The 23108-nt window shown below is 72.5% G+C and carries 22 protein-coding genes; 17 read left to right on the top strand and 5 right to left on the bottom strand.

The features are described 5' to 3' along the window. Positions 1 to 112: 112 nt before the first annotated feature. Positions 113 to 1624, bottom strand: a complete 1512-nt coding sequence (locus ACR9E9_RS05455; RefSeq protein ID WP_435202465.1) for a M20/M25/M40 family metallo-hydrolase — start codon at positions 1622 to 1624, stop codon at positions 113 to 115. A gap of 130 nt (positions 1625 to 1754) precedes the next feature. Here ACR9E9_RS05455 and ACR9E9_RS05460 point away from each other — a divergent pair, with 130 nt between their 5' ends. Genes ACR9E9_RS05460 through htpX form a run of 12 tightly spaced genes read left to right on the top strand, consistent with a single transcriptional unit; the run spans position 1755 to position 12536 of the window. After that, positions 1755 to 2111 carry an NADH-quinone oxidoreductase subunit A gene (locus ACR9E9_RS05460; protein WP_435202467.1) on the top strand — a complete coding sequence of 119 codons (357 nt, stop codon included), beginning with the start codon at positions 1755 to 1757 and terminating at the stop codon, positions 2109 to 2111. Positions 2112 to 2125: 14 nt separating this feature from the next. Next, on the top strand, positions 2126 to 2707 hold the full coding sequence (locus tag ACR9E9_RS05465; RefSeq protein WP_435202469.1) for an NADH-quinone oxidoreductase subunit B: 582 nt from the start codon (positions 2126 to 2128) through the stop codon (positions 2705 to 2707). A 1-nt stretch (position 2708) separates the two neighbouring features. Beyond that, complete coding sequence (locus ACR9E9_RS05470; protein WP_435202471.1) at positions 2709 to 3260, top strand: NADH-quinone oxidoreductase subunit C; 552 nt, start codon at positions 2709 to 2711, stop codon at positions 3258 to 3260. Between the two features lie 49 nt (positions 3261 to 3309). Beyond that, positions 3310 to 4470, top strand: coding sequence for an AAA family ATPase (locus ACR9E9_RS05475; RefSeq protein WP_435202473.1), 1161 nt, complete (start codon positions 3310 to 3312; stop codon positions 4468 to 4470). Further along, positions 4467 to 5423, top strand: a complete 957-nt coding sequence (nuoH, locus tag ACR9E9_RS05480) for an NADH-quinone oxidoreductase subunit NuoH (protein WP_435202474.1) — start codon at positions 4467 to 4469, stop codon at positions 5421 to 5423. Before ACR9E9_RS05475 ends, nuoH begins: the two co-directional genes overlap by 4 nt. Then, on the top strand, positions 5420 to 5959 hold the full coding sequence (locus ACR9E9_RS05485) for a 4Fe-4S binding protein (protein WP_435202476.1): 540 nt from the start codon (positions 5420 to 5422) through the stop codon (positions 5957 to 5959). The genes nuoH and ACR9E9_RS05485 overlap by 4 nt, the downstream gene beginning before the upstream one ends. Further along, positions 5956 to 6474, top strand: a complete 519-nt coding sequence (locus ACR9E9_RS05490; protein ID WP_435202478.1) for an NADH-quinone oxidoreductase subunit J family protein — start codon at positions 5956 to 5958, stop codon at positions 6472 to 6474. The genes ACR9E9_RS05485 and ACR9E9_RS05490 overlap by 4 nt, the downstream gene beginning before the upstream one ends. Beyond that, positions 6471 to 6770 (top strand): NADH-quinone oxidoreductase subunit NuoK, encoded by a 300-nt coding sequence (gene nuoK / locus ACR9E9_RS05495; protein WP_435202480.1) that lies wholly within the window; start codon positions 6471 to 6473, stop codon positions 6768 to 6770. Before ACR9E9_RS05490 ends, nuoK begins: the two co-directional genes overlap by 4 nt. After that, positions 6770 to 8617, top strand: coding sequence for an NADH-quinone oxidoreductase subunit 5 family protein (locus ACR9E9_RS05500; RefSeq protein ID WP_435202482.1), 1848 nt, complete (start codon positions 6770 to 6772; stop codon positions 8615 to 8617). Before nuoK ends, ACR9E9_RS05500 begins: the two co-directional genes overlap by 1 nt. Next, positions 8614 to 10152, top strand: a complete 1539-nt coding sequence (locus ACR9E9_RS05505; protein WP_435202484.1) for a complex I subunit 4 family protein — start codon at positions 8614 to 8616, stop codon at positions 10150 to 10152. Before ACR9E9_RS05500 ends, ACR9E9_RS05505 begins: the two co-directional genes overlap by 4 nt. Next, positions 10149 to 11660 (top strand): proton-conducting transporter transmembrane domain-containing protein, encoded by a 1512-nt coding sequence (locus ACR9E9_RS05510; protein ID WP_435202486.1) that lies wholly within the window; start codon positions 10149 to 10151, stop codon positions 11658 to 11660. Before ACR9E9_RS05505 ends, ACR9E9_RS05510 begins: the two co-directional genes overlap by 4 nt. Positions 11661 to 11684: 24 nt before the next feature. Then, entirely contained in the window at positions 11685 to 12536 is an 852-nt protein-coding gene (gene htpX, locus ACR9E9_RS05515) for a zinc metalloprotease HtpX (RefSeq protein WP_435202488.1), read from the top strand. 23 nt (positions 12537 to 12559) lie between these two features. On the opposite strand, the gene ACR9E9_RS05520 is transcribed toward htpX, so the two are convergent. The 3 genes from ACR9E9_RS05520 to ACR9E9_RS05530 form a co-directional block, all read right to left on the bottom strand. Further along, positions 12560 to 13036 (bottom strand): (2Fe-2S)-binding protein, encoded by a 477-nt coding sequence (locus tag ACR9E9_RS05520; protein WP_435202490.1) that lies wholly within the window; start codon positions 13034 to 13036, stop codon positions 12560 to 12562. Between the two features lie 11 nt (positions 13037 to 13047). After that, positions 13048 to 15366, bottom strand: a complete 2319-nt coding sequence (locus ACR9E9_RS05525; protein ID WP_435202492.1) for a molybdopterin cofactor-binding domain-containing protein — start codon at positions 15364 to 15366, stop codon at positions 13048 to 13050. A gap of 148 nt (positions 15367 to 15514) precedes the next feature. Further along, complete coding sequence (locus tag ACR9E9_RS05530) at positions 15515 to 16738, bottom strand: PucR family transcriptional regulator (RefSeq protein WP_435202494.1); 1224 nt, start codon at positions 16736 to 16738, stop codon at positions 15515 to 15517. Between the two features lie 98 nt (positions 16739 to 16836). Between ACR9E9_RS05530 and pepN the strand changes: the two genes are divergently transcribed. Next, entirely contained in the window at positions 16837 to 19305 is a 2469-nt protein-coding gene (gene pepN / locus ACR9E9_RS05535; RefSeq protein WP_435202496.1) for an aminopeptidase N, read from the top strand. Positions 19306 to 19414: 109 nt separating this feature from the next. Here the strand turns inward: pepN and ACR9E9_RS05540 are convergent, their stop codons facing one another. Continuing rightward, the gene (locus ACR9E9_RS05540) at positions 19415 to 20458 is read right to left on the bottom strand and encodes an NADPH:quinone oxidoreductase family protein (protein WP_435202498.1); all 1044 of its coding nucleotides are present in this window, start codon (positions 20456 to 20458) and stop codon (positions 19415 to 19417) included. 10 nt (positions 20459 to 20468) lie between these two features. Here ACR9E9_RS05540 and ACR9E9_RS05545 point away from each other — a divergent pair, with 10 nt between their 5' ends. Genes ACR9E9_RS05545 through ACR9E9_RS05560 form a run of 4 tightly spaced genes read left to right on the top strand, consistent with a single transcriptional unit; the run spans position 20469 to position 23096 of the window. Next, positions 20469 to 20993 carry a methylated-DNA--[protein]-cysteine S-methyltransferase gene (locus tag ACR9E9_RS05545; protein WP_435202500.1) on the top strand — a complete coding sequence of 175 codons (525 nt, stop codon included), beginning with the start codon at positions 20469 to 20471 and terminating at the stop codon, positions 20991 to 20993. Between the two features lie 9 nt (positions 20994 to 21002). Beyond that, positions 21003 to 21497, top strand: a complete 495-nt coding sequence (locus ACR9E9_RS05550) for an RNA polymerase sigma factor (protein ID WP_435202502.1) — start codon at positions 21003 to 21005, stop codon at positions 21495 to 21497. Then, positions 21494 to 22081 (top strand): methylated-DNA--[protein]-cysteine S-methyltransferase, encoded by a 588-nt coding sequence (locus ACR9E9_RS05555; RefSeq protein WP_435202504.1) that lies wholly within the window; start codon positions 21494 to 21496, stop codon positions 22079 to 22081. The genes ACR9E9_RS05550 and ACR9E9_RS05555 overlap by 4 nt, the downstream gene beginning before the upstream one ends. 52 nt (positions 22082 to 22133) lie before the next feature. Beyond that, a complete protein-coding gene (locus ACR9E9_RS05560; protein ID WP_435202506.1) occupies positions 22134 to 23096 on the top strand; it encodes a phosphotriesterase family protein in 963 nt (320 codons plus the stop codon). Positions 23097 to 23108: the final 12 nt, after the last annotated feature.

Here is a 23108-nt window from a genome sequence, read left to right on the forward strand (position 1 = left end):
TCGCGAGTCCATCAGGGGGCCCTGTCGGTCCGGGGTGGGGGCATCCCCCGCACACCGGACGACGGGGGCGCCCCCGGTGGTGGGAGCGCCCCCGTCGTCGGGGTGGGACGGGTCAGGCGGCGTCGACGCCCTCCGGCGCGACCGGGACGGTCGGCCCGGGGATGCCGGACTTGCCGCGGCTGGTCTTGCCGTTGATGTCCTTCGTGGACTGGCCGAGCGTGATCGCCGAGTGGGCGATCGCGTCGCTCATGATCCCCAGCGCCGTGGTGTCGATGTTGCTCAGGTCGTCCTGGGGGGTGTGGTAATTCGGGTCGTAGGTGATGCCGGCGGTCCCGCCGAACACCTCGGCCTCCTCCGCGGTCTTGGTCCCATCAGCACCGGTGAACAGGCCTGAGGCCGGGACACCGGCGTTGATGAAGGCCGAGTAGTCGCTGCGCCCCGAGAAGGCGGTGTCGACCCACGGCTGGTCGGACCCGTCGAAGTAGTCGGTGAGGACGGACTCGGTGGCCACCGAGCCGGCCGGCACCTCGACCGGCGCCTCGTACGTCGACTCGTCGGCGTCGTAGACCCCGATGACGTAGTTCGGCGAACCGATCATGTCGAAGTTGAGGTAGGTCGCGATGTTGTCCAGCTCGTCGGGGTCGTTCTCCTGCAGGTCGGCCACGTAGTGGTCGGAGCCGAGCAGACCGAGCTCCTCGGCGCCCCAGAAGGCGAAGCGCACCTTGTTGTTGAGCTTGTTGACCTTGCCCAGCTGGACCGCGGTCTCGAGGATGCCGGCGGTGCCGGACCCGTTGTCGTTGATGCCGGGACCGTCGCCGATGCTGTCGAGGTGGGCACCGAGCATGACGACGTTGTCGTCGCGGCCGGTCTCGGTCTCGGCGGTGACGTTGAAGGTCTCGCGCTCCTCCAGCGTCTTGTCGAGGACGAAGGTCATCGTCACCGGGCCGGCGGCCATCTTCTCCAGCAGTGACTGGCCCTCGGCCTGGGTCAGGCCGCTCGCCGGAGCGCTGGTGGGCTCGAGCCCGCCGAGCGTGCCGTTGAGGGCGCCGGTGGTGTTGTTGTAGACGAGCACGGCCCCGGCACCGGCCTCCCCGGCAGCGACCGCCTTGGCGGCGAAGGAGCAGTCGCCGCGGCTGACGAGGGCGATCTGTCCGGTCAGGTCGGCCCCGGCGTACGCGCCGGCGTCGCACCCCGTCGCGGTGGCCGGTGCGGCGAGCTCTCCGGTGACGCCCCCCGCGGGCGTGGGCTGGCTGTAGGACATCGGCGCGTTCTCGACCTCGCGGGCCTCGGGGGAGACCTCGGTCAGGCTGGTCGTGTTCACCTCCTCGTAGGTGAAGGTGAACTCCTGGCGCTCGGTCTCGTACCCGGCGTCCTGCAGGGTCTCCTCGACGTACTCGGCGCTGGCCTCGTACCCCGGGGTCCCGGCGCCGCGGTTGCCGTCGTTGGCGTCGGCGATCGCCTGGAGGTTCTCGAGATGGTCGTGGACGTTCTCGACGGTGACCGCCTTGGTCATCTTCTTCGAGTTGTTCGGGTTCTGTGCCTGGGCCGGCGCGCCGGCGACTGTGGTCATGCCCAGCGCTGCGACGGCCGCGGCCGCGGTGGCGGCTGCTGTACGAGTACGCACGTGTCCTCCAAGGGTCCCGGACGGGCCCCATTGCCCGTCCGTGCTCGAGGAGTGTATGGCGGACCGCGCGGGCTCGCAGCGCGAAGGGCGTCCGCCCCCGGCCGGCCGGTGGCGCCAGTACGCTGGTCGTGTGGAGGGATATCTCGTCGTCGCAGGGGTGCTCGCCGTCGGTGTGCTCCTCGTCGTCGCCGGGTACACGGCCCGTCGCCTGCTCGCGCCGTCGGCGCCCACCCGTACCAAGCTGGCCACCTACGAGTCCGGTGTCGACCCGGTGGGCGACCACTGGGCGCAGACGCAGGTGCGCTACCTCGGCTATGCCTTCCTCTACGTGATCTTCGCGGTCGACGTCGTCTACCTCTTCCCGTGGGCGCTCGTGCTGCGCACCGACCTCGGCCCGGCGAGCCTGATCGAGGTCGCCATCTTCATCGGCGTCGTCCTCCTCGGCCTCGTCCACGCCCTGCGCCGCGGCCTGCTGCGGTGGACCTGATGACGGAGACCACGATGACGACGAACCTTCCGATGCCGACGATGGGGCCGGCCGCGGCCCACGCCCCGCGGCCGATGAAGGTCGTCCTCAACTGGGGGCGGCGCTACAGCCTGTGGGTCTTCAACTTCGGGCTGGCCTGCTGCGCCATCGAGTTCATCGCCGCGTCGATGGCCCGGCACGACTTCATCCGGCTGGGCGTCATCCCCTTCGCCCCCGGGCCGCGGCAGGCGGACCTCATGGTCGTCTCCGGCACGGTCACCGACAAGATGGCGCCCTCGATCCGCCGGCTCTACGACCAGATGCCCGAGCCGAAGTACGTCATCTCCTTCGGTGCCTGCTCCAACTCCGGTGGCCCGTACTGGGACAGCTACTCCGTGACGAAGGGCGTCGACCAGCTCGTCCCCGTCGACGTCTACGTCCCCGGGTGCCCGCCGCGCCCCGAGGCGCTGCTGCACGGGATCATCGTCCTCCAGGAGAAGATCGCGGCCGAGTCGCTGACCACCGGGTCCCTGCGGGCCCGCTACGCGGGTGGGCGGACGGCGAGCGCCGGTGAGGTGCGCCGCGGTCTGCTGCGGCGTCCGACGAAGGGGGAGTGACGTGCCCGAGGAGAGGCTCACCGTCGCCCCGGCGGAGTGGGTGCCCGCCATCGTGGCAGCACGGGACCGCGGCCACACGTACTTCGACTGGCTGAGCGCCGTCGACGAGAGCGACCGCCGGGAGGACCCGGGTCTCGAGGTCGTCTGCCACCTCCTCGACCCGCACCCCGGCCCCGAGCGGGACCTGCGCACCCTCCTCGTGCGTACCCGCGTGCCCGAGGGGGAGGGGCTGGCGAGCCTCACGGGCGTCTTCGCCGGCGCCGCGTGGCACGAGCGCGAGACGCACGAGATGTTCGGCCTGGGCTTCGTCGACTTCGACGACGGCACCGGGCTCGGCCTGCGCCCGCTGCTGCTGCCCGATGGCTTCGAGGGCACGCCGCTGCGCAAGTCCTTCGTGCTCGCGGCCCGGGCCACCCGCCCCTGGCCCGGGGGCAAGGAGCCCGGGGAGGGGCACTCCGGCACCTCGAAGAAGTCGCCGAGCCGCCGCCGCGTCACGGCGCCGGGAGTCCCCGGGCCCGAGTGGGGTCCCCGCCCCGCAGGGGACGGATCGTGACAGGTCTTTACAGTTGCCCCAACTGTAAAGACCTGTAAGAGTCGCCGCCATGAGCCAGCCGAGTCCCTACACCCCGGGCGAGATCGCGCACGAGGTGCCCGGGCGGGCGGACCACCTGGACCGCATCGCGGACCTGCTCGCGGTGATGTCCACCCGGCGCCGGCTGGCCGGCCGGGTCCACGTCTTCGTCGGGCCGCGCGGGGTGGGCAAGACCTCCCTCCTGCGCGAGGCACAACGACAGGCCGAGGCGGTCGGGCACGCCACGGTCTTCGTCACGGCGGGGCACGGCGACCTCGTCGCGACGCTCGTCGAGGCCATCGGGCTCGGGCCCCTGCGGTGGCAGGTGGAGTCCGTGGGCTCGCGACTGCGCGAGCTCGGTCTGAGCGTCGGGGTGCCGGGCGCGCGGGTCAACGCCACCTTCGAGGGTGGGGCCGACCCCACGGTGGTGCGGCGGCTGGAGGACCTGCTCCGCTCGACCGCGCGGGCCTCGCACGAGGACGGACGCGTCGGGACGGTGATCTTCATCGACGAGCTGCAGGCCGGTGACCGACCCGGACTGCGGGCCCTCGCCTATGCGTGGCAGCACCTCCAGGCCGACCCGGACGGGTTGCCGCTGGCGCTCGTGGGGGCCGGGCTGGGGCACACCGAGGACGTCGTGACCGACGCCGCGAGCTTCGCCGAGCGCTTCGCCTACCGCCAGGTGGGCTCCCTCGAGGAGGCGGCGACGCGTGAGGCGCTCTCCGCGCCCGCCACCGCGCTCGGAGTGGCCTGGGAGATGGACGCCCTGACCGAGGTCGTCGACCGGACCCGGGGCTACCCGTACTTCGTCCAGGTGCACGGGGACGCCGTCTGGGACGCGGCTGGGCGCCCCGACCCCGGCAGCGCCCTCACGCGTGCGCACGTGGCCGCCGCCCGCCAGGGTGTCGTGGACGACCTCGACGCGCTCTACCGGAGCCGGTGGTCCAAGGCCTCGCCCTCCGAGCAGCGCTTCCTCACCGCGATGGCGGGCCGCGCGCACGAGCGCGTGCGTCGGGGAGACATCGCGAGTGCCCTCGGCGTCTCCACCGAGGCGCTCGGCATGGCGCGGCGATCGCTCATGGACAAGGGCCTCATCGAGGTCGCCGGCCACGGCCTGCTGAGCTTCACCGTCCCCGGATTCCGTGAGTTCGTGCGCGAGAGCGCGGACCTCGGCGAGGAGCGCGTCCGATGAGCCTGCTCGAGGTCACCCTGCGCTCGCTGTCGGCCCTGGCCGCAGTGCTCGTCCTGCCGCTGGTCGCGGGTCAGGCCGAGCACAAGATCATGGCGCACATGCAGGGACGGCTCGGCCCGATGTACGCCGGTGGCTTCCACGGCTGGGCGCAGCTCGTCGCCGACGGGGTGAAGTTCGCCCAGAAGGAGGACATCACCCCCGCGGCCGCGGACCGCACCATCTTCCGCATCGCCCCTGCGGTCGCCCTCGTGCCGTACCTCATCGCCATCGCGCTGCTGCCGATCCACCCGGGCGTCGCCGCGGCGGAGGTCCCCGCTAGCCTCCTGCTCGTGCTGGCCGTCACCGGCGTGGGCGTGCTCGGCACCCTCATGGCCGGGTGGGCGAGCGCCAACAAGTACGCGCTGATCGGCGGGATGCGTTCGGCCGCGCAGCTGCTCGCCTACGAGCTCCCGCTCGTCCTCTCCGTCGCGTCCATCGCGATGGCCGCCGGCACGCTCTCCCTCGCCGGGGTCGTCGAGGCATGGTCCCCCTGGTGGCTGATCTGGCAGCTGCCCGGCGCGCTCGTCTTCCTCGTGGCCGCGACCGCGGAGCTGCAGCGTCCCCCCTTCGACGCCCCGATCGCCGACAGCGAGGTCGTCATGGGCCCGTGGACGGAGTACACCGGGTTGCGCTTCGCCTTCTTCATGCTCGCCGAGTACGCCGGCATGGTCGTCATGGGCCTGCTCTTCGGCATCCTCTGGCTCGGTGGGTGGCAGGGTCCCCTCGCCGACCACCTCGGCTGGCTGTGGACCGTCCTGAAAGGATCGCTCGTGGTCGTGCTCATCATCTGGATCCGGGTCTCGTGGCCGCGGATGCGCGAGGACCAGCTCCAGCGCCTCGCCTGGACGGTCCTCGTCCCCCTCGCCCTGGCCCAGCTCGCCCTGACCGCCGTCGGGGTGGTGGTGACCTCATGAGCAGGGACAAGGGTTTCGTCCCCGGCCTCGTCAAGGGGATGGCCACGACCGCGCGCCAGCTCACCCGCACGCCGCACACCGCGGAGTACCCGGACGTGCCGCCCGAGCTGCCGGCCCGCTCGCGCGGGGTGATCGCGCTCATCGAGAGCAACTGCACCTCGTGCATGCTCTGTGCCCGTGAGTGCCCCGACTGGTGCATCTTCATCGACTCGCACAAGGAGGAGGTCCCTGCGACGACCGAGGGCGGGCGCACCCGGCAGCGCAACTCCCTCGACCGCTTCGCCATCGACTACTCGCTGTGCATGTACTGCGGCATCTGCGTCGAGGTCTGCCCCTTCGACGCCCTCTTCTGGAGTCCGCAGTTCGAGTACGCCGAGACCGACATCCGCGACCTCCTGCACGAGAAGGACCGTCTCGGGGAGTGGGTCGCCGACGTGCCCGCCCCGCCGGAGCTGGACCCGGCGGCCGCGGAGGCGGCCGAGGTAACCGCCGCCAACAAGCCCGCCCGGGGTGGACGGGCGGGCGGTCGAGGATGACCGGTCTCGACATCGCCTTCGCCGCGACGGGCCTGGTGACCGCAGGCGCTGGTGCCATCGCGGTGACCTCCCGCCAGGTCGTGCACTCGGCGCTGTGGCTCGTCGTCGCGCTCCTCGGCCTGGCCGGCTGCTACCTCGTCCTCGGCGCCGAGCTCGTCGCCCTCGTCCAGGTCCTCGTCTACGTCGGTGCGGTCGTCGTCCTCGTCATCGTCGCGCTCATGCTCACCCGGGCGCCGATCGGGCCGCGCCGGGAGCACTCGACCTCGCGGGGCCATCGCGCGCTCGCGGCACTCGTCGGTGCCGGGACCGGCGGGCTCGTCGCGGCGGTCCTCTTGCCGACCGCCGCCCGCGTCGAGGTGCGTCCGGGGGACAGCGCGGAGCTCGGACGCCAGATCTTCTCCACCTGGGTGTGGCCCTTCGAGCTGCTCTCCCTGCTGCTCCTCGCGGCCCTCGTGGGCGCCTTCGCCGTCTCGGGCCTGACCGGACGGCGGACGAAGGGGGAGCCGCCCCGATGATGCACGCCGCCGGTCCGTACCTCCTCGCGAGCATCCTCGTCGGCCTCGGGTTGTACGGGATCCTCGCCCGCCGCAACGCCGTCCTCGTCCTCGTCGGAGCCGAGCTGCTCCTCGCGGGCGGCAGCCTCCTGCTCGTCACCGCCGGTGCCCTCGGGGGCGACCGGACGTGGTCCGGCCAGGTGCTGACCCTCTTCGTCATCACCATCGCCGCGGCCGAGGTCGTCATCGCGCTCGCCGTCATCGTCGCCGCCTATCGCCGCCGCGGGAGCATCGATCTGGCCGAGGACGCGTCCTGATGCCGATGTCCGTGGCGCTGATCGCCCTGCCGCTGGCGACCGCCGCCCTCACCCTCGCCCTCTCGCGCCGGGCGGGCCCGACGACGGTGCTCGCGGTCCTCGGCTCGCTCGCCTCGCTCGTCGTCTCGCTCGTCGCGCTGGCCGGCGCCACCGCGGGGCCGGCGGGCGCTCCCTTCGCCGAGGGACGGGCCACCGGGGTGGACCTCACCCTCGGGGGGCTGGCCCTCCCGCTCGGCGTGGCGCTGTCGAGCACGAGTGCCTTCCTCGTCCTCGTCGTCTCCCTCGTCGTCGCTTCGGTGCAGGCCTACTCCGCGTGGTACCTCGCCGACGACGACCGCCGTGGGGTCTTCCACGCGAGCATCGCGCTCTTCGCCGCGGCGATGCTCCTCGTGGTCCTCTCCGCCGACCTCGTCCTGACCGTCGTCGGCTGGGAGGTCATGGGCTGGTGCTCATACCTGCTCATCGGACACTGGTCGCGACGGGAGCGACCGCGACGGGCCGCGCACACCGCCTTCGTCGTCACCCGCGTCGCCGACATCGGGTTGCTCCTCGGGACCGCCGTGCTCGTCGCCGGTGCCGGCAGCACCGGGCGGGCCGAGGTCATCGGGCACTGGACGGCGGACGGTGTCGACCCGACGCTGCGCTCCACCGCCCTCGTCCTCATCGTCATCGGCGTCCTGGGCAAGTCCGCCCAGCTGCCCTTCCACGACTGGCTCCTCGAGGCCATGGAGGGGCCCACCCCCGCGTCGGCCCTCATCCACGCCGCGACGATGGTCGCCGCCGGCACCGTGGTGCTCACCCAGCTGCTGCCCGTGCTCGTGCGCGCCGACGCCGCCCGCACCCTGCTCGGACTCTCGGTCGCCGTGACGATGCTCGCGGCCGCCCTGCTCGCCCTCGTCGAGCCGGACCTCAAGCGGCTGCTCGCGTGGTCGACGATCAGCCAGATCGGGGTGATGCTCGCCCCGCTCGCGGCCGCGGGCCAGGCGTCTGCTGCCGGCAGCGCCCTCGGCCACCTCTACGGGCACGCGATCTTCAAGGCACTGCTCTTCCTCACGATCGGGTGGCTCGCCGTCACCCGCGGGTCGACCCGTGGGACGGACCTCGTCGGCAGCGCCCGGGTCCATCCCGTCGCGTTCTTCGCCTGGGTGGCCGGCCTGCTCTCGCTCGCCGGCGTGCCACTCGTCCTCGGGGGGCTGACCAAGGAGCACGTCATCGCAGCGGTCGGGGAGGGCGGCGACGGTCGCGGCGGCGTGACCGGCCTCGTGCTCATCAGCCTGCTCACGACCGTCGTCGTCACCGCCGCCTATGCCACCCGGGCCCTGCTCGTCGCCACCACCGGGCACGGGGGCCTGCGGACCCGGGCCGTCATGCCCACCGCCGTGGCGACGATCCTCGTCGTGCTCGGCGCCGCCAGCATCCTCGGGGGCCTCGCCCTCGGGAGGCGACTGCCGGAGGCCGGGAGCGTCCCGCTCGCACTCTTCGTGCTCGTCCTCGTCCTCGTGGTCGTCGGCATCGCGATCGGTGTCGGGCTCGACCGGACCGGTGTGCAGGCCAGGCTCGTCACCGGCCGGGTCGGCGCCCTCGTCGGGCAGGGACTGCGCGTCGGTGAGCTCCACCGGCTGGTCGTCGTGCGCCCCGTCCTCGCGCTCGCCCGGGGCGTGGCCTTCCTCGACCGGGAGGTCATCGACACCTACGTGCGCACCGCGGCCTGGGGGGTGCTCGGACTCGGCAGTGCCGGCACGCACGCGCACGCGCGCTCTCGCCCGGCCACCGGTCTCGCCCTGGTCGGCGTCGGCGTCCTCCTCCTCGTCGGGGTCACCGCCCTCACGCTGTGGGGTGCCTCGTGATCGCGCTCGCCTGCGCCCTGCCCCTGCTCGCGGGCGGCGCCCTCCTCGGTGGTGGGAGCGCCCTGTCCGCGCGCACGGCCGCCCGGGGCGGGATGCTCGCCTCCCTCGCCACCCTGGCGCTCGTCGTCCTCGCCTGGGCCACCGGGGCCGTCGTCGACGTCGTCTGGCTCCCCTCGCTCGGCCTGCACCTGCACCTCGGGCTCGACGGGATCAGCGGCCCGCTCGCGGTACTGGCCACCGCGGTGACGGCTGCCGCCTGCGCCGTCACCCTCGCGGACCGACCGCGCGGGGGCAGCGCCGCCACCCTCGTCGGCTGCCTGCTGCTCACCCTCGCCGGTGCGGTGGCCACCTTCGCCGCGCGCGACGCCGTGCTCTTCGTCGTCGCCTTCGAGCTCGTCCTCGTCCCGGTGTGGGTGCTCATCACCCGCTTCGGTGACGAGCGGGACCCCGCGGCCCGGCGTGAGGCCGGCGCCCGCTTCGTCATCTACACCGGCGTCGGCTCGACGCTGATGCTCCTCGGCGTGCTCCTCCTCGTCTCCCGGGCGGGCACCGCGGACCTCGGCGTCCTCGCCGCCGCCGGGGGCGAGGGCCTGGGCAGCGGGACCCAGCTGACGATCGCCGTCCTGCTCACCCTCGGGCTCGCGGTCAAGGTCCCGGTCTGGCCGCTGCACTCCTGGCTCCCGATGGCCCACACGACCGCGCCCACGGCCGGGTCGATGCTCCTCGCCGCCGTCCTGCTGAAGATGGGGACCTACGGACTGGTCCGGCTTCCGCTGGCCACCGTGCCGGACGGCTTCGCCCGGATCGCCCCGGTGCTCGCCGTGTGCGGAGTCATCGGGATCATCTGGGGCGGCCTCGTCTGCCTCGTCGAGCCCGAGCTGAAGCGCCTCATCGCCTGGTCGTCGATCGCCCACATGGGCTTCGTGGCGCTCGCCCTGGCCACCGGGACGGCCACCGGCGTCACGGCCGCTCTCTACGGCAACATCGCGCACGGGGTGATCTCCGCGCTGCTCTTCCTCGTCGTGGGCGGACTGAAGCACCGCTGGGGTGGTGACGACCTGCGCACGCCCCGTCCCGCCCTTCGCGAGCACGCCCCGGTCACCGGCCTGCTGCTGCTCACCGGTCTCGCGGCCGCGCTCGGGCTGCCGGGCCTCGCCGGGTTCTGGGGGGAGTTCCCCGCGATCATCGCGGCCCTCGACCCGGGCGAAGGGCGCTCGACCGGCCTCTTCGCGACGTGCGCGGCCGTCGCCGCCGTCGGTGCGGCGCTCGCGGCCGCCTACTCGCTGCGGGTCGCCCGACTCGTGTGGCTGGGGGAGGGACACGTGGACGTCCCCGACGCACCGGACGACGCCGGGCCGACGGCCGACGAGGGGCACACCTCGATCCTGCCGACCACGACGAAGGGGGAGGAGCTCACCCGCGCAGAGCTGCTCCCGGGTGCCGTGCTCGCGGCTGCCGTCCTGCTCCTGGGCGTGGCCCCGGGACTCGTCCTCGCCGTCACCGACCCCTCCCTCGCGGCGGTGGTGACCCGATGATGCCGGCAGCCGCCACCCCCCAGATCGACCTCCTGGTCACCGGACCCGTCCTCGCCCCGGCGATCGGGGCGGTCCTCGTGCTGGCCGTCGATGCGCTCTGGCCGCGACGGCGGACCCCGGCCCTCGTCCTCGGGGTGCTGGCCCTGCTCATCGCGCTCGGGACCGCGGTCAGCCTGCGGCTGGGGGCGGTCGCCGAGGGGGAGCAGGCCTCCGTGTGCCTGCCGGACGACCCGTCCCTGACGGTGCGCCCCCCGGCGGGTGCCACGGTCAGCGACTGCCTGGTGCGTGTCGGCGAGAGCGGTGCCCTGCTGCAGGCGCTCGCGGCCGCCGGCGGTCTGGCGGTCCTCGTGCTCCTGCTGTCCCAGCCCCACGACCGGCGCGCACGCCAGGACGGGGAGCTCGGGGCCGGGCCCGGTGTCGAGACCGCGCTGCTGCTCGCGAGCGTCACCGGCGCCACGATGGTCTCGGCCGCGCACGACCTCGGCAGCTGGCTCGTCGGGCTGGAGCTGGCCACCCTGCCGGTCGTCGCCCTCGCCGTGCTGCGCGGTGGGGCCCGGGACAGCGGCGCCATGCAGCTCATCACGACCTCGATCACCTCCTTCGCCCTCGCCGTCGTCGGCGCGGGCCTGTGGGTGAGCGCGACCGGCAGCATCCGGCTCGGGGGAGCGGCCGCGTGGCGGGCCGGTCAGGACGACGGCACGAGTGCGCTGCTCACGCTCGCCCTCGTCATGCTGATCGCCGGCGTCGCCTTCAAGCTCTCCCTCGTCCCCTTCCACGCCTGGGCGCCGGCCACCTACCCCCGCGCCGGGGTGAGCGTGACGCTCCTGCTCGCGACGGTCTCGGCGATCGCGGCCGTCGGCGCCCTCATCGCCGTCATGGACGGCGCGGCCGGCGTCCTGCCCCGGCTCGCCCCGGCCTTCGCGGTCCTCGCGGTGGTCTCGATGCTCGTCGGTGCGCTCCTCGCGCTCCGGGCGAGGGACCCCCTTCGTCTCGTGGCCTGGTCAGCGGTCACCCAGGGAGGCTGGGTCGTCGCGCCGCTGGCCGCGGGGGACACGCAGGCCGCCATCGGCTACCTCGCGGTCTACGTCGTCGCCGTCGCCGCCGTCCTCTCGGTCGTCGCCGCCCTCGCGCCGACGGGTGGTCGGACGCTCGCGGACGATCGAGGGCTGCTGCGTCGCAGGCCCCTCCACGCGGGCGTCCTCGTCCTCGGTCTGCTCACCCTCGCCGGGCTGCCACCGGGAGTGGCGGGGCTGCTCGCGAAGATCACCGTCCTGCGCCCGCTCGCCTCCGAGGGCCTCTGGTGGATCGCCCTCCCTGCCGTCGCCGCCACCGCCCTCGGCTTCGCGGTCTACCTGCGGTGGGTGGCGCTCGTCCTGCTCCCGGTGGACGACACCCGGGAGCGCGAGCCGGTCTCCGGGGCCGCCACCGCGGTGACGCTCGCGGCCGGCGCGCTGCTCCTGGGCGCTACCGTGCTCCCGGTGATCCTGCTCGGTGCGGGAACGAACTGACACCTCAACGACGTTGGACGGGACATGCACAACCACTTCAACGGGCTGAAGACTGCAGCCCTCTTCGGGTCGATCTTCGCGCTGCTGCTGCTCGTCGGCTATGCCATCGGTGGTGGCAGCTACATCTGGCTGTTCGCGCTCTTCGGGCTCGCGACGACGGCCTACACCTACTGGAACTCCGACAAGCTGGCGATCAAGGCGATGCGCGCCCAGCCGGCCGATCCGCAGCAGTACCCCCAGATGTACCGGATCGTGCAGGAGCTGAGCCAGCGGGCCAACCAGCCGATGCCCCGCCTCTACGTCTCGCCGACGTCCGCCCCCAATGCCTTCGCCACCGGCCGCAACCCGCAGAACGCCGCGGTGTGCTGCACCGAGGGCATCCTGCAGCTCCTCGACGAGCGTGAGCTGCGTGGCGTGCTCGGTCACGAGCTGATGCACGTCTACAACCGCGACATCCTCACCGGCTCCGTCGCCGGGGCCGTCGCCGGGATCATCTCCTCGGTCGCCTCCATCGGTCTGTGGTTCGGTGGCCGGGACCGCAACCCGATCGCCGCCATCGCCGTCGCCCTCCTCGCCCCGATCGCTGCGATGGTCATCCAGATGTCGATCAGCCGCACGCGGGAGTACGACGCGGACGAGGACGGGGCCGAGCTGACCGGCGACCCGCTCGCGCTCGCCTCCGCGCTGCGCAAGCTGGAGAGCGGCGTCGCCCGGGCTCCGCTCGAGCCGACGCCCCAGCTGCAGAACGCCAGCCACATGATGATCGCGAACCCCTTCAGCCGGGCGGACGTGTCGAAGTTCCTCTCCACCCACCCCCCGATGGACGAGCGCATCGCCCGCCTCGAGGGGATGGCCGGGGGGCCGCACCGCTTCTGAGGGGCCGGCCACGGCCCGTGGGCTCACATCCTCTGCTCGCCGGTGCGGATCGCCTGCCGGATGCGTGAGTAGGTGCCACAGCGGCAGAGGTTGCGAAGGGTGTCCAGGTCGGAGTCGGCGATGGCCCGCCCCTCCTTCTTCACCTTGTTCACCAGGGCGACGGCGGCCATGATCTGTCCCGGCTGGCAGTAGCCGCACTGGGCGACGTCGTGCTCGATCCAGGCCTCCTGCATCGGGTGCAGGTCCTCGTCGACGGTGTCGGGGAGACCCTCGATCGTCGTGATCTCGTCGTCCGCGGAGATCTGGTCCACGGGCACGGAGCAGGGGTTGAAGGCCTTGCCGTTGATGTGCGACGTGCACGCCTTGCAGACGTTGATGCCGCATCCGTACTTGGGGCCGGTGACGCCGAGGACGTCGCGCAGCACCCACAGGATGCGCACTCCGGGCTCGACGTCGACGGTGACCTTCTCGCCGTTGAGGACGAAGGTGTGACTGGGCATGTCCGGGCTCCTCAGGAGGTGAACGTGAGACCGTCGGTGGGCGACTGCGGCACCGAGGGGGTGAAGGGCTTGGGGTCGAAGGCGATCGGGTCCGGGTGGTTGATGGGGAACTCCGTGGGCATCTTCCCCGTGGCCCGGGCGTAGGCGCAGGCGACGGCAGCGAAGCTCGCCGCGACCCCCGCCTCGCCGGCACCACCCGGCTGACCGGACTCCGAGGGCATGATCTCGACCGTGATCTCGGGCGGGGCATTCCACTGGCGCGTGTAGAAGTAGTTGTCCCAGCTCGCCTCGAGGAACCGGCCGTCCTCGAAGTGGCAGCTGGAGGTCAGCGCAAGGGCGATCCCGTCCATGACGCCGCCGAGCATCTGCGCCTCGAGCCCGGTGGGGTTGATCACCAGACCGGCGTCGACGGCGAAGACGGCCTTGGTCACCCGGGGGCCGGTGACCGCCTTGCGGATGGTGCGGTTGACCGTCTCGGGGCGCATGTCGAGCTCGACGAGGCAGGCCGTCGCGCCCTTGTACTCCTTGTGGATCGCGATCCCCTGGGTGACGCCCTCGGGCAGGTCACGGCCCCACTGGCCGATCTCGGCGACCTTGTCCAGGGCGGCCCTGGTCCTCTTGTCCCGCAGGAAGCTGCGACGGAACTCGACCGGGTCCTTGCGCAGCTGGCGGGCCAGCTCGTCGATGACGAGCTCCGACGCGGTGCGCACATCCGGGGAGTAGATGTTGCGCATGCTGCCGGTGTTGAACCGGTCGTCGGTCTCGTTGAGCAGCTGGGTGACGACACCGAAGTTGTAGGGCAGCTCCTGGGTGAGGGTGAAGATCGTCTGGGAGAAGGTGAGGTCACCCACCGGCAGGCGCGAGGCGAGCGACGTGATGATCTCACCCAGCCCGTGCCCGAAGTCGGTCTTGACGCTGGTGTGCCGCTGCTCGAAGGTCAGCACCTCGCCCAGCAGGTGGGTGGCCCGGATGCGGGAGGTGCACATCGGGTGCAGGCGACCCTGACGCGGCTCGTCGGCGCGGTGCCACATCAGGCGCACCGGCTTGCGCATGGCCTTGGAGATCAGGGCCGCCTCCAGGGCGGCATCGTGGAAGAGCTTGCGGCCGAAGGAGCCGCCACCCTCGGTGACGTTGATGGTGACCTGCGAGACCGGGAGCCCGAGCCGGGCCGCGATCTCCTCCTGCGCCACGACGGGGGACTTCATCGACCCCCAGATCGTGGCCGAGCCCGATCGCACGTCCGCGATGGCGCAGTTGGGCTCCAGCGAGGAGTTGCTGCGGAAGCGGAAGGTGAACTCGGCGTCGACCTGCTTGGTCAGCAGCGGGACCTTGGGGACCACCATCGGCAGCTCCGCCTTCTTGATCCCCTCCAGGACGGACTCGTCGGACTCGCCGGCGAGGCGTCCCCCCTTCCACTCCACGTCCATCTCCTGGATGGCATCGATGCACTGGCCGAAGGTCTTCGCCCGCACGGCGATGCCGGTGGAGATCATCACGACGTCGGTGACACCGGGCATGGCCTCGATCGTGGCCTGGTTGGTCAGCCGCACGGGCGCGCCGTTGTGGTTCGGCGGTCGGCACACCATGGTCGGCAGGGCGTCGGGCACCGTGAGGTCCATGGCGAAGGTCTTGGCGCCGGTCACCGCGTCCCGCGCGTCGGTGCGGCCCTGTGGCGTGCCGATGACCGCGTGCTCGGATCGGGTCTTGAGGTTGACCGAGGCCCTGACGGTGTCGGTCACGGCCGCCTTCTTCGCCAGCTCCCCGAAGGTGAGGGCATTGCCGACGGCATCGGTGATGACACCGGCCTTGACCGTCAGCGCGTCGACGGAGTCGCCGAGGGCGCTGGCGGCGGCCTTGAGCAGCTGCTGCTTGGCCAGGGCGGCGGCCACCCGGATCGGGGTGTAGGTGGAGACCGTCGTGTTCGACCCACCGGTGAGCTGGTTGAAGAGCAGCTCCGGACGGGCCTTGGCGAGCGTGACGTCGACCCGGTCCAGGGGCAGCTCGAGCTCCTCGGCGATGATCATGGCGGACGAGGTGACGATGCCCTGCCCCACCTCCGCCCGGGGGAGGGCGAAGGACGCGCGGCCGTCGGTGCCGATGCTCACCTTGATGAGGTTCGCGGTGGGTGCGGCGGCGAGGTTCAGCAGATCGTTGAGGTCGAGGATCTCGGCCGGCTGGGGTGGCGTCGGGATGGCGGCCTGCGCGTTCTGCGACCCCACGCCCATCTCGGCAGCGGTCACGAGCGTGGCGCCGGCCAGGACGTAGCCGAGGAAGGACCGGCGGTCGGGGCCGGGGTGCTCGTGCTGGCCGGTGGGGTGGTCGTCGGTCATCTTCGTCTCCCGGGGTCGACGGCGGTGTCGTGGGTGCCGACCCAGTACACGCAGCCGAAGCCGCGTGCGCCACGCGTGGGCGCCCAGGATCGACGACCCAACTCTGTGCAATCCGCACAGCGCAGGAGCGCTGTCCCCGGGCCAGGGCTCAGCCGAGGCCGATCGTGCGGGCGTGCAGGGCCAGCGCCAGACCCATGGGTGGCGGCTCGTCCGCGAGCCGGTGGCCGAGGAGCGCCGAGACCCGGGTCAGCCGATTGAGCACGGTGTTGCGGTGGCACGGCAGCGCGGCGGCCGCCCGGCTGGTGGACCCGCCGGTGGCCACCCAGGCATCGAGGGTGTCGAGCAGCTCCACACCCTCGGTCGGTGGCAGGGCGAGAAGGGGGCCGAGCCAGTGGTCCACGAGCTGGCGGGCGATCTGCGGGGAGCTCAGGAGCAGGGCGGGGACGAGGCGCTCGTCGTAGGAGAGGACCCCCGCCCCCTCCTCGAGACCCTCGGCGGCCATCCTGGCCTGCTCGAAGGCCCGGTCGACGTCGGCGAGGCGATGGCACAGGCCGGAGACCCCGCCGTCCAGCCCGGTCAGCCGGCCCAGCGCGGCGACCAGCGACCGGTGGTCGGTCCCCTCGGGCAGGGCGAGCAGTCCGATGACGTCGCCGCCGGCTCGTGCCTGCCATGCCGTCGTCAGGCCGAGCGGTCGCACGACGGGGTCGACCGCGAGGGCCGCCTCGTCCGGGGTGCTCTCGCGCGCGAGGAGGAGCAGGAGCGGGGACTCGGCCGGCAGGTCCATCGCCCGGGACGCCTCCTGGGCGAAGGCCTGCTCACGGGCCCGACCGCCGAGCAGCCCCTCCCACAACGCTGCCATCCGTTGGGCATCGGCGCGCAGCAGACGCTGCTCGGTCGCGCGGTAGTGGCGCGCCACCTCGGCCGAGGACTTGTCGACACTGGCCCACAGCCACACACCGAGGTCCCGGAAGCTCTCGGGGTCCAGCTGTGGGTCGGCGTACGCGACGAGGTCCTCCCAGATCAGCCGCCCGCCGATGCGGTACGAGCGAAGCACGTCGTCGAGGGGCAGGCCCTGCTCGGCCCGCCGCCGACCGGTGGCCCTCGCGGCGTCGAAGAGGGGCTCCATGTCCTCGACGGAGGCGAGGCTCCCGTCGGGCAGGACCGCGAGGACGAGCATGTCGAGGACGCGCTCGACGTTGTCGTGGCAGGAGCGCCACAGGTCCTGGTCGGGGACCACCCCGCTCGTGTCGTAGGCGGCGTTCTCGTGGGAGATCGAGGCGACGAGGCGCGTGGTGATGGGCTCCACCCGGTGGGCGCGGGCGCGGACCAGCAGCAGCGGCAGCAGTCCGCGATTGCGGGCCTGGGTGCTCATCCGGCCTCCGTCCGCCGCCCTCGTCGTCGACGCGGCGGGCTCAGTCTAGGCCGCTGCTGACGGCGATGACGGGAGCGCGACGATGACAGGATGTGGACGTGCCCTCCTTGACTCGCGACGAAGCCATCACCCGCGCCGACCTGCTGTCCGTGACCCGGATGGAGGTCGACCTCGACCTCGATCAGGGAGTTGGGACCTTCGGCTCGCTCACCCGGATCCACCTCACCGCCACCGGCGGCGGGTCGACCTTCGTCGACGTCAAGCCGGTCACGCTGCACCGGGCGAGCCTGGACGGCGAGGACCTCGACGTGTCGGCGCTCGCCGAGGGGCGACTGCCGCTGACCGTGACGGCGGGTGAGCACGTCCTCGAGGTCGAGGCGACGATGGCCTTCAGCCACGACGGTGAGGGCCTGCACCGGGCCACCGACCCCGCGGACGGGCAGGACTACGTCTTCAGTCATCTCTTCCTCGACGCCGCGCCGGCGGTCTTCGCCTGCCTCGACCAGCCGGACCTCAAGGCCCCCTACGCGGTGAGCGTCAAGGCGCCCCGGGAGTGGCAGGTCATCGGCAATGGCGCCGGCGGCGTGGGTGACGGGGGAGTGTGGCACCTCGCCGAGACCCAGCCGCTGTCGACGTACTTCGTCGCCCTGTGCGCCGGCCCCTACGTGTCGGTGCGCGACGAGCACGACGGCATCGCCCTCGGCCTCTGGGCCCGCGCCTCGATGGTCGAGCAGCTGCGCGCGCACGCCCCGGAGATGCTCGAGGTGACCAAGCAGAGCTTCGACTACTTCCACTCGATCTTCGGGATCCGCTACCCCTTCGACGACTACGACCAGGTCTTCGTCCCGGAGTTCAACGCCGGCGCGATGGAGAACCCCGGCTGCGTCGTCGTCCGCGACTCCTACCTCTTCCGCGGCGCGGTCGGCCGGGACGAGCTGTTGACCCGCGCGAACACGATCAGCCACGAGATGGCCCACATGTGGTTCGGGGACCTCGTGAGCCCGCAGTGGTGGGACGACCTGTGGCTCAACGAGTCCTTTGCCGAGTACATGGCGCACCGGTGCCTCGTCGAGGCCACGGGCTACACCGAGGCCTGGGTCGACTCGACGATGTCCCGCAAGTCGTGGGGCTACGCTGCCGAGCGCGCGCCCTCGACGCACCCCGTTGCGGGGTCGCCGGCCCCCGACGCGAAGTCCGCGCTGGCGAACTTCGACGGGATCTCCTACGCCAAGGGTGCGGCGGTGATCCGTCAGTTCATCGAGTTCATCGGGGACGACGCCTTCCTGGCCGGGATCCGCGAGTACCTCGCCGCCCACGCCTTCGGCAACGGCACCCTCGCGGACTTCCTCGGGGCGATGGAGCGCGCGAGCGGGACCGACCTCGCGCAGTGGAGCCGCGCCTGGCTCGAGACCGCGGGTGTGGACACCATCGCCGTCGAGCGGGGAGCCGGGGCCGTGACCCGTCGCGCGCCCGAGGCCTACCCCGCCGAGCGACCGCACGCCTTCGACATCGCGACCTATGACGGGGGGCACGAGACCTCGAGGGTCGCGCTCACCCTCGACACGGACACCGCGCCCGTGCCCGGCCTCGACCGGCAGGCGCCCCTCGTCCTGCCCAACGCCGGCGACCTCACCTGGGCCACCCCCCTTCTCGACGCGCAGTCGCTGGACGCCCTGCGCGGACAGCTCCCGCTGATCACCGACGCCCAGGCCCGGGCCGTCATCTGGGTCGGGCTGCGCGACGGCACCGCCCTGGCGCAGGTCGACCCCCGGCTGCTCGTCGACCTCGGGGAGGCCGCCCTGGTCACCGAGAGCAATGACTCGATCTTCTCCCGCGCGGGGATGCACCTCACCGGTCGCGTCATCCGCGTGCTCCTCCCCGAGGACGAGCAGGACGGCGCGCGGGCGCGCCTGGCGCGCGTGGGCGAGCAGGTCCTCGCCGCGGCCGAGCCCGGTTCGTCCACCGCCCTGCACGCGGCCCGTCTCGTGGCCCGCACCACGGACGACGTCGAGGGTCGGCTCGTGCCCTGGGCCGACGGTCGCGGGCTGCCCGAGGGCCTCGAGGGGGACGCCGACTTCCGGTGGATCCTCATCGGGCAGCTCAGCCGGCGCGGCGTCATGGGCGTCGCCGGGATCGACGAGGCGCTGGCCGGTGACCGGACGATGAGCGGCCAGCTCGGCTCCCTCACCGCCCGCTCCGCGATCCCCACCCCCGAGGCGAAGGGGGAGGCCTGGGCCGACCTCACGACCAACCGGGAGCGCAGCAACCACGAGCTCGTGGCGATCGCGGCGGGGTTCTGGGGGCCGCAGGACCGGTCGCTGGTCGCTCCCTTCGTCGAGCGGTACTTCACCGACGTGCCGCGGATGAGCGAGTGGCTCGGCGAGGACGCCCTGGCGCGGGTGGCGTCGATGACCTACCCCTCGCGCTTCGTCAGCGAGGAGACCCTCGAGCTCTCCCGCGCCGCGCTCGCGCGCGACGACCTGCACCAGGGCGTGCGCCGCTCGATGGTCGACGCGCAGTCCGAGCTGGAGGAGGCCCTCGCCTCCCGCCGCGCCTTCCCCGGCTGACCCGCCCGCCCCCTTCCCGCCCCCTCCTGTTCGCATCTGCCTAGGCAGATGCGAAGGGCGGCGGTGCGGGCGTGCATCTGCCTAGGCAGATGCGGTCCCGGGGCGGCGGTCAGTGGGTGATGACGATGCGCCCGGTGCTCGAGCCGCCGCCGAGGCGCGCCAGTGCCGCCGGGGTGTCCTCGAAGGCGAAGGTCTCGGCGACGAGGGGGGCGACCTGCCCGCTGTCCGCCAGGCGAAGCAGCTCGGCGTGGGCGGCCTGCACGGACTGCGGGTCGTGCTGCTGGTAGAGGCTCCAGTGCAGGCCGAGGATCGTGTAGTTCTTCACGAGCGCGTGGTTGAGCCGCGCCTCACCGACCGAGCCGCTCGCGAAGCCGACGACGACGATCCGCCCCTCGAAGGCGATGCACTTCGTGCTCGCGGTGTAGGCGGAGCCGCCGACCGGGTCGTAGACGACGTCCGCGCCGTGACCGGCCGTGACCTCCATGACCGCCTCGACGACGTCCTGGCTGCGGCGGTCGATGACGACATCACAGCCGAGCTCCCGGGCGATGGCCACCTTGTCCTCGCCGCCCACGACGCCGATGACCTGGGCGCCGGCGGCCCGACCGAGCTGGACCGCGGCCGAGCCGACGCCCCCGGAGGCCGCGTGGACGAGGAGGAACTCCCCTTCGCGCAGCGCCGCCCGCCGGTGCAGGCCGAACCACCCGGTCTGGTAGCTGATCATCAGCGCGGCGCTCGCGGAGTCGTCGAGGCCGTCGGGAGCGGGGAAGGTGCTCGCCGCGTCCATGAGGCACTCGGTGGCGAAGCCGCCGGCCGGGACCGCCGTGCCCCCGAGGACCCTGTCACCGACGGTGACGTGCGTGACCCCCTCACCGACCGCGAGGACGTCACCGCAGACCTCCAGCCCGGGGACGAAGGGAGGCTTCGGCCGCACCTGGTACTCACCCCGGCACATCAGGGTGTCGGCGAAGTTCACGGCGCTCGCGCGGACGGCGACGTGCACCTGACCGGGGCCGGGGACGGGAGAAGGGAGGTCGACCGGGGTGAGGACCTCGGCCGGGACGCCGAGCTGCTGGACCTGCCACGCGCGAATGCTCATGGCCGCGAGGGTACCGACCTCACGGATCTGCGCCCGGGTGCGTTCATGAGACATGATCGACAGCATGACGACCCGGCACGCGCTCGTGCGGACGGCCATCGGTGAGCTCACCGCGGTCCTCCACGAGGCGCCGGACGCGGACGGCAGCACGCTCACCGGTGTGTACTTCCCCGGCCACTGGACCCGGCCCGACCCGGCCGACTTCGGGGAGCGGATCGGGGAGGGCGACGACCCGGTGCTCATCGCCCTGGCCGAGCAGCTGGCGGACTATCTCGCGGGGGAGCGGCGGGACTTCGACCTGCCGCTGGGGCTGCGCGGTGGCGGGCACCACCTGCGGGTGTGGGACCGGCTGACGCGCATCCCCTACGGCGAGACCGTGACCTACGGCGAGCTGGCGACGCAGCTCGGGGGCGGGGCCCAGGCGGTCGGCCGGGCGGTCGGTGCCAACCCGATCTCGATCATCGTGCCCTGCCACCGCGTCGTCGGCAGCGACGGCTCCCTCACCGGCTACGCGGGCGGCCTGGAGCGCAAGCGGGCGCTGCTCGCCCTCGAGGAGCCGGCGGCGGTGGAGCGCGGTGCGCTCTTCTGAGGCGGTGTGGTGAGTCCGTCCCCGGCGCGCGCCCCGAGCGGCCTGCCGCCCTTCGAGCACGTGGTCCGTGAGCACGGATCGCGGATCCTCGCGATCTGCCGCTCACGGGTGGACGCGGCCGATGTCGACGATGCGTGGAGCGAGACCTTCCTCGCGGCCCTGTCCGCGTGGCCGGACCTGCCCGACGACCTCGACGTCGCGGCCTGGCTGGCCACCGTCGCGCGCCGCAAGTGCATCGACGTGCACCGGGCGCGCGCCCGTCGGCGCACGGATCCCGTGGCGGAGCTCCCCGAGATCGCGACGCAGGACGCGGCCGGCGAGGACGAAGGGGTGTGGCGCCACGTCGCCTCCCTACCCACGCGACAGCGACAGGTCATCACCTACCGATACCTCGGTGGGCTGTCCCACGCGCGGATCGCCGATCTCGTCGGTGGGACCGAGGCGGCGGTCCGGCGAGCCGCCAGTGACGGACTGAAGGCACTGCGCCAGAAGGAGATCCGATGAACGACGACACCGACCTCGAGCGTCTGCACGCCGGTCTCGTCGACCGTGCGCTGGGGGCAGACCTGCTCGACATCGCCTACCGCACGCTCGACTCTTCGCTGGGGACGCTGCTGCTGGCCGCGACGCCGGAGGGCGTGCTGCGGGTGGCCTTCGACACCGAGGGGCACGACGCCGTGCTCGCCGACCTCGCGGCCCGGGTCAGCCCGCGGGTGCTGCACGCCCCGGCCCGACTCGACGCTGCCGCACGCGGACTCACCGACTACCTCGAGGGCCGGGTCCGCAGCCTCGACGTGCCGCTCGACCTGCGGCTGCTCGACGGGTACCGCAAGGAGGTCGTGGCCTCGCTCTCGCAGATCGCCTACGGGCAGGTCGCGACCTATGCCCGGGTCGCGGAGCTCACGGGTCGGCCCCGGGCCGTGCGCGCCGTCGGCAGCGCGTGTGCGCACAACCCCGTACCCCTGCTCCTGCCCTGTCACCGCGTGGTGCGCAGCGACGGGAGCGAAGGGGGCTACCGCGGCGGTGCCGCAGCCAAGCACGCCCTGCTCGACCTCGAGGCGCGGACCCTCCACCACACTCGTACTTGAACTCATATTTAGGTCGCCATAGGCTTCGGTCCTGACTCGAAGGAGAGATCGCATGGTGGCCGTACCGACCGTGACCGGAAACATCGACTCCGCGGACCTGGGCCGGGTGCTGGCCCACGAGCACGTCTTCGTGCTGGGGGAGGAGTACCGGCAGAACTACCAGGGCGACTGGGACGAGGACGCCAAGGTCGCCGAGGCCGTCGACGAGCTCGGGGCACTGCCGGGTCTGGGCATCGACACGATCCTCGACCCGACCGTGCTCGGGCTGGGCCGTTACCTTCCCCGGGTGCAGCGGGTCGCCGAGCAGATCGACCTGAACATCGTCGTCGCGACCGGCCTCTACACGTACAACGAGATCCCCTTCCAGTTCCACTACTCGGGTCCGGGGCTGCTCTTCGACGTCCCCGAGCCGCTCACCGAGCTCTTCCTCAAGGACCTGACCGAGGGCATCGCCGACACCGGTGTGCGGGCCGCCTTCCTCAAGTGCGCCATCGAGGAGCAGGGGCTCACCCCGGGCGTGGAGAGGGTCATGCGGGCCGTCGGCCAGGCGAGCGCGAGCAGTGGTGCGCCGATCACGGTGCACACCAATCCCCACACCGGCTCGGGGCTGGTGGCGCAGCGGGTGCTCGCCGAGGAGGGCGCCGACCTCGGGAAGGTCGTCATCGGGCACTGCGGGGACACGACGGACGTCGACTACCTGACGCAGGTGGCCGACGCCGGCTCCTATCTCGGCATGGACCGATTCGGTCTGGACGTGCTGCTGCCCTTCGAGGACCGGGTCGCCACGGTGCTCGAGCTGCTGCGGCGCGGCTACGGGGAGCGGATGGTGCTCGCCCACGACGCGGCCTGCTTCATCGACTGGTTCGACCCGGAGGCCAAGCGCCAGACCGTGCCGCGGTGGAACTTCCGGCACATCAGCGAGGACGTCATCCCGGCACTGCTCGAGGGTGGGGCGAGCGAGCAGGACATCGAGACGATGCTCGTGACGAACCCGCGTGCGTACTTCGAGAAGTAGTCGACCCCTTGC

Source organism: Janibacter sp. GS2 (genome assembly GCF_051200835.1).
Lineage (GTDB): Bacteria > Actinomycetota > Actinomycetes > Actinomycetales > Dermatophilaceae > Janibacter.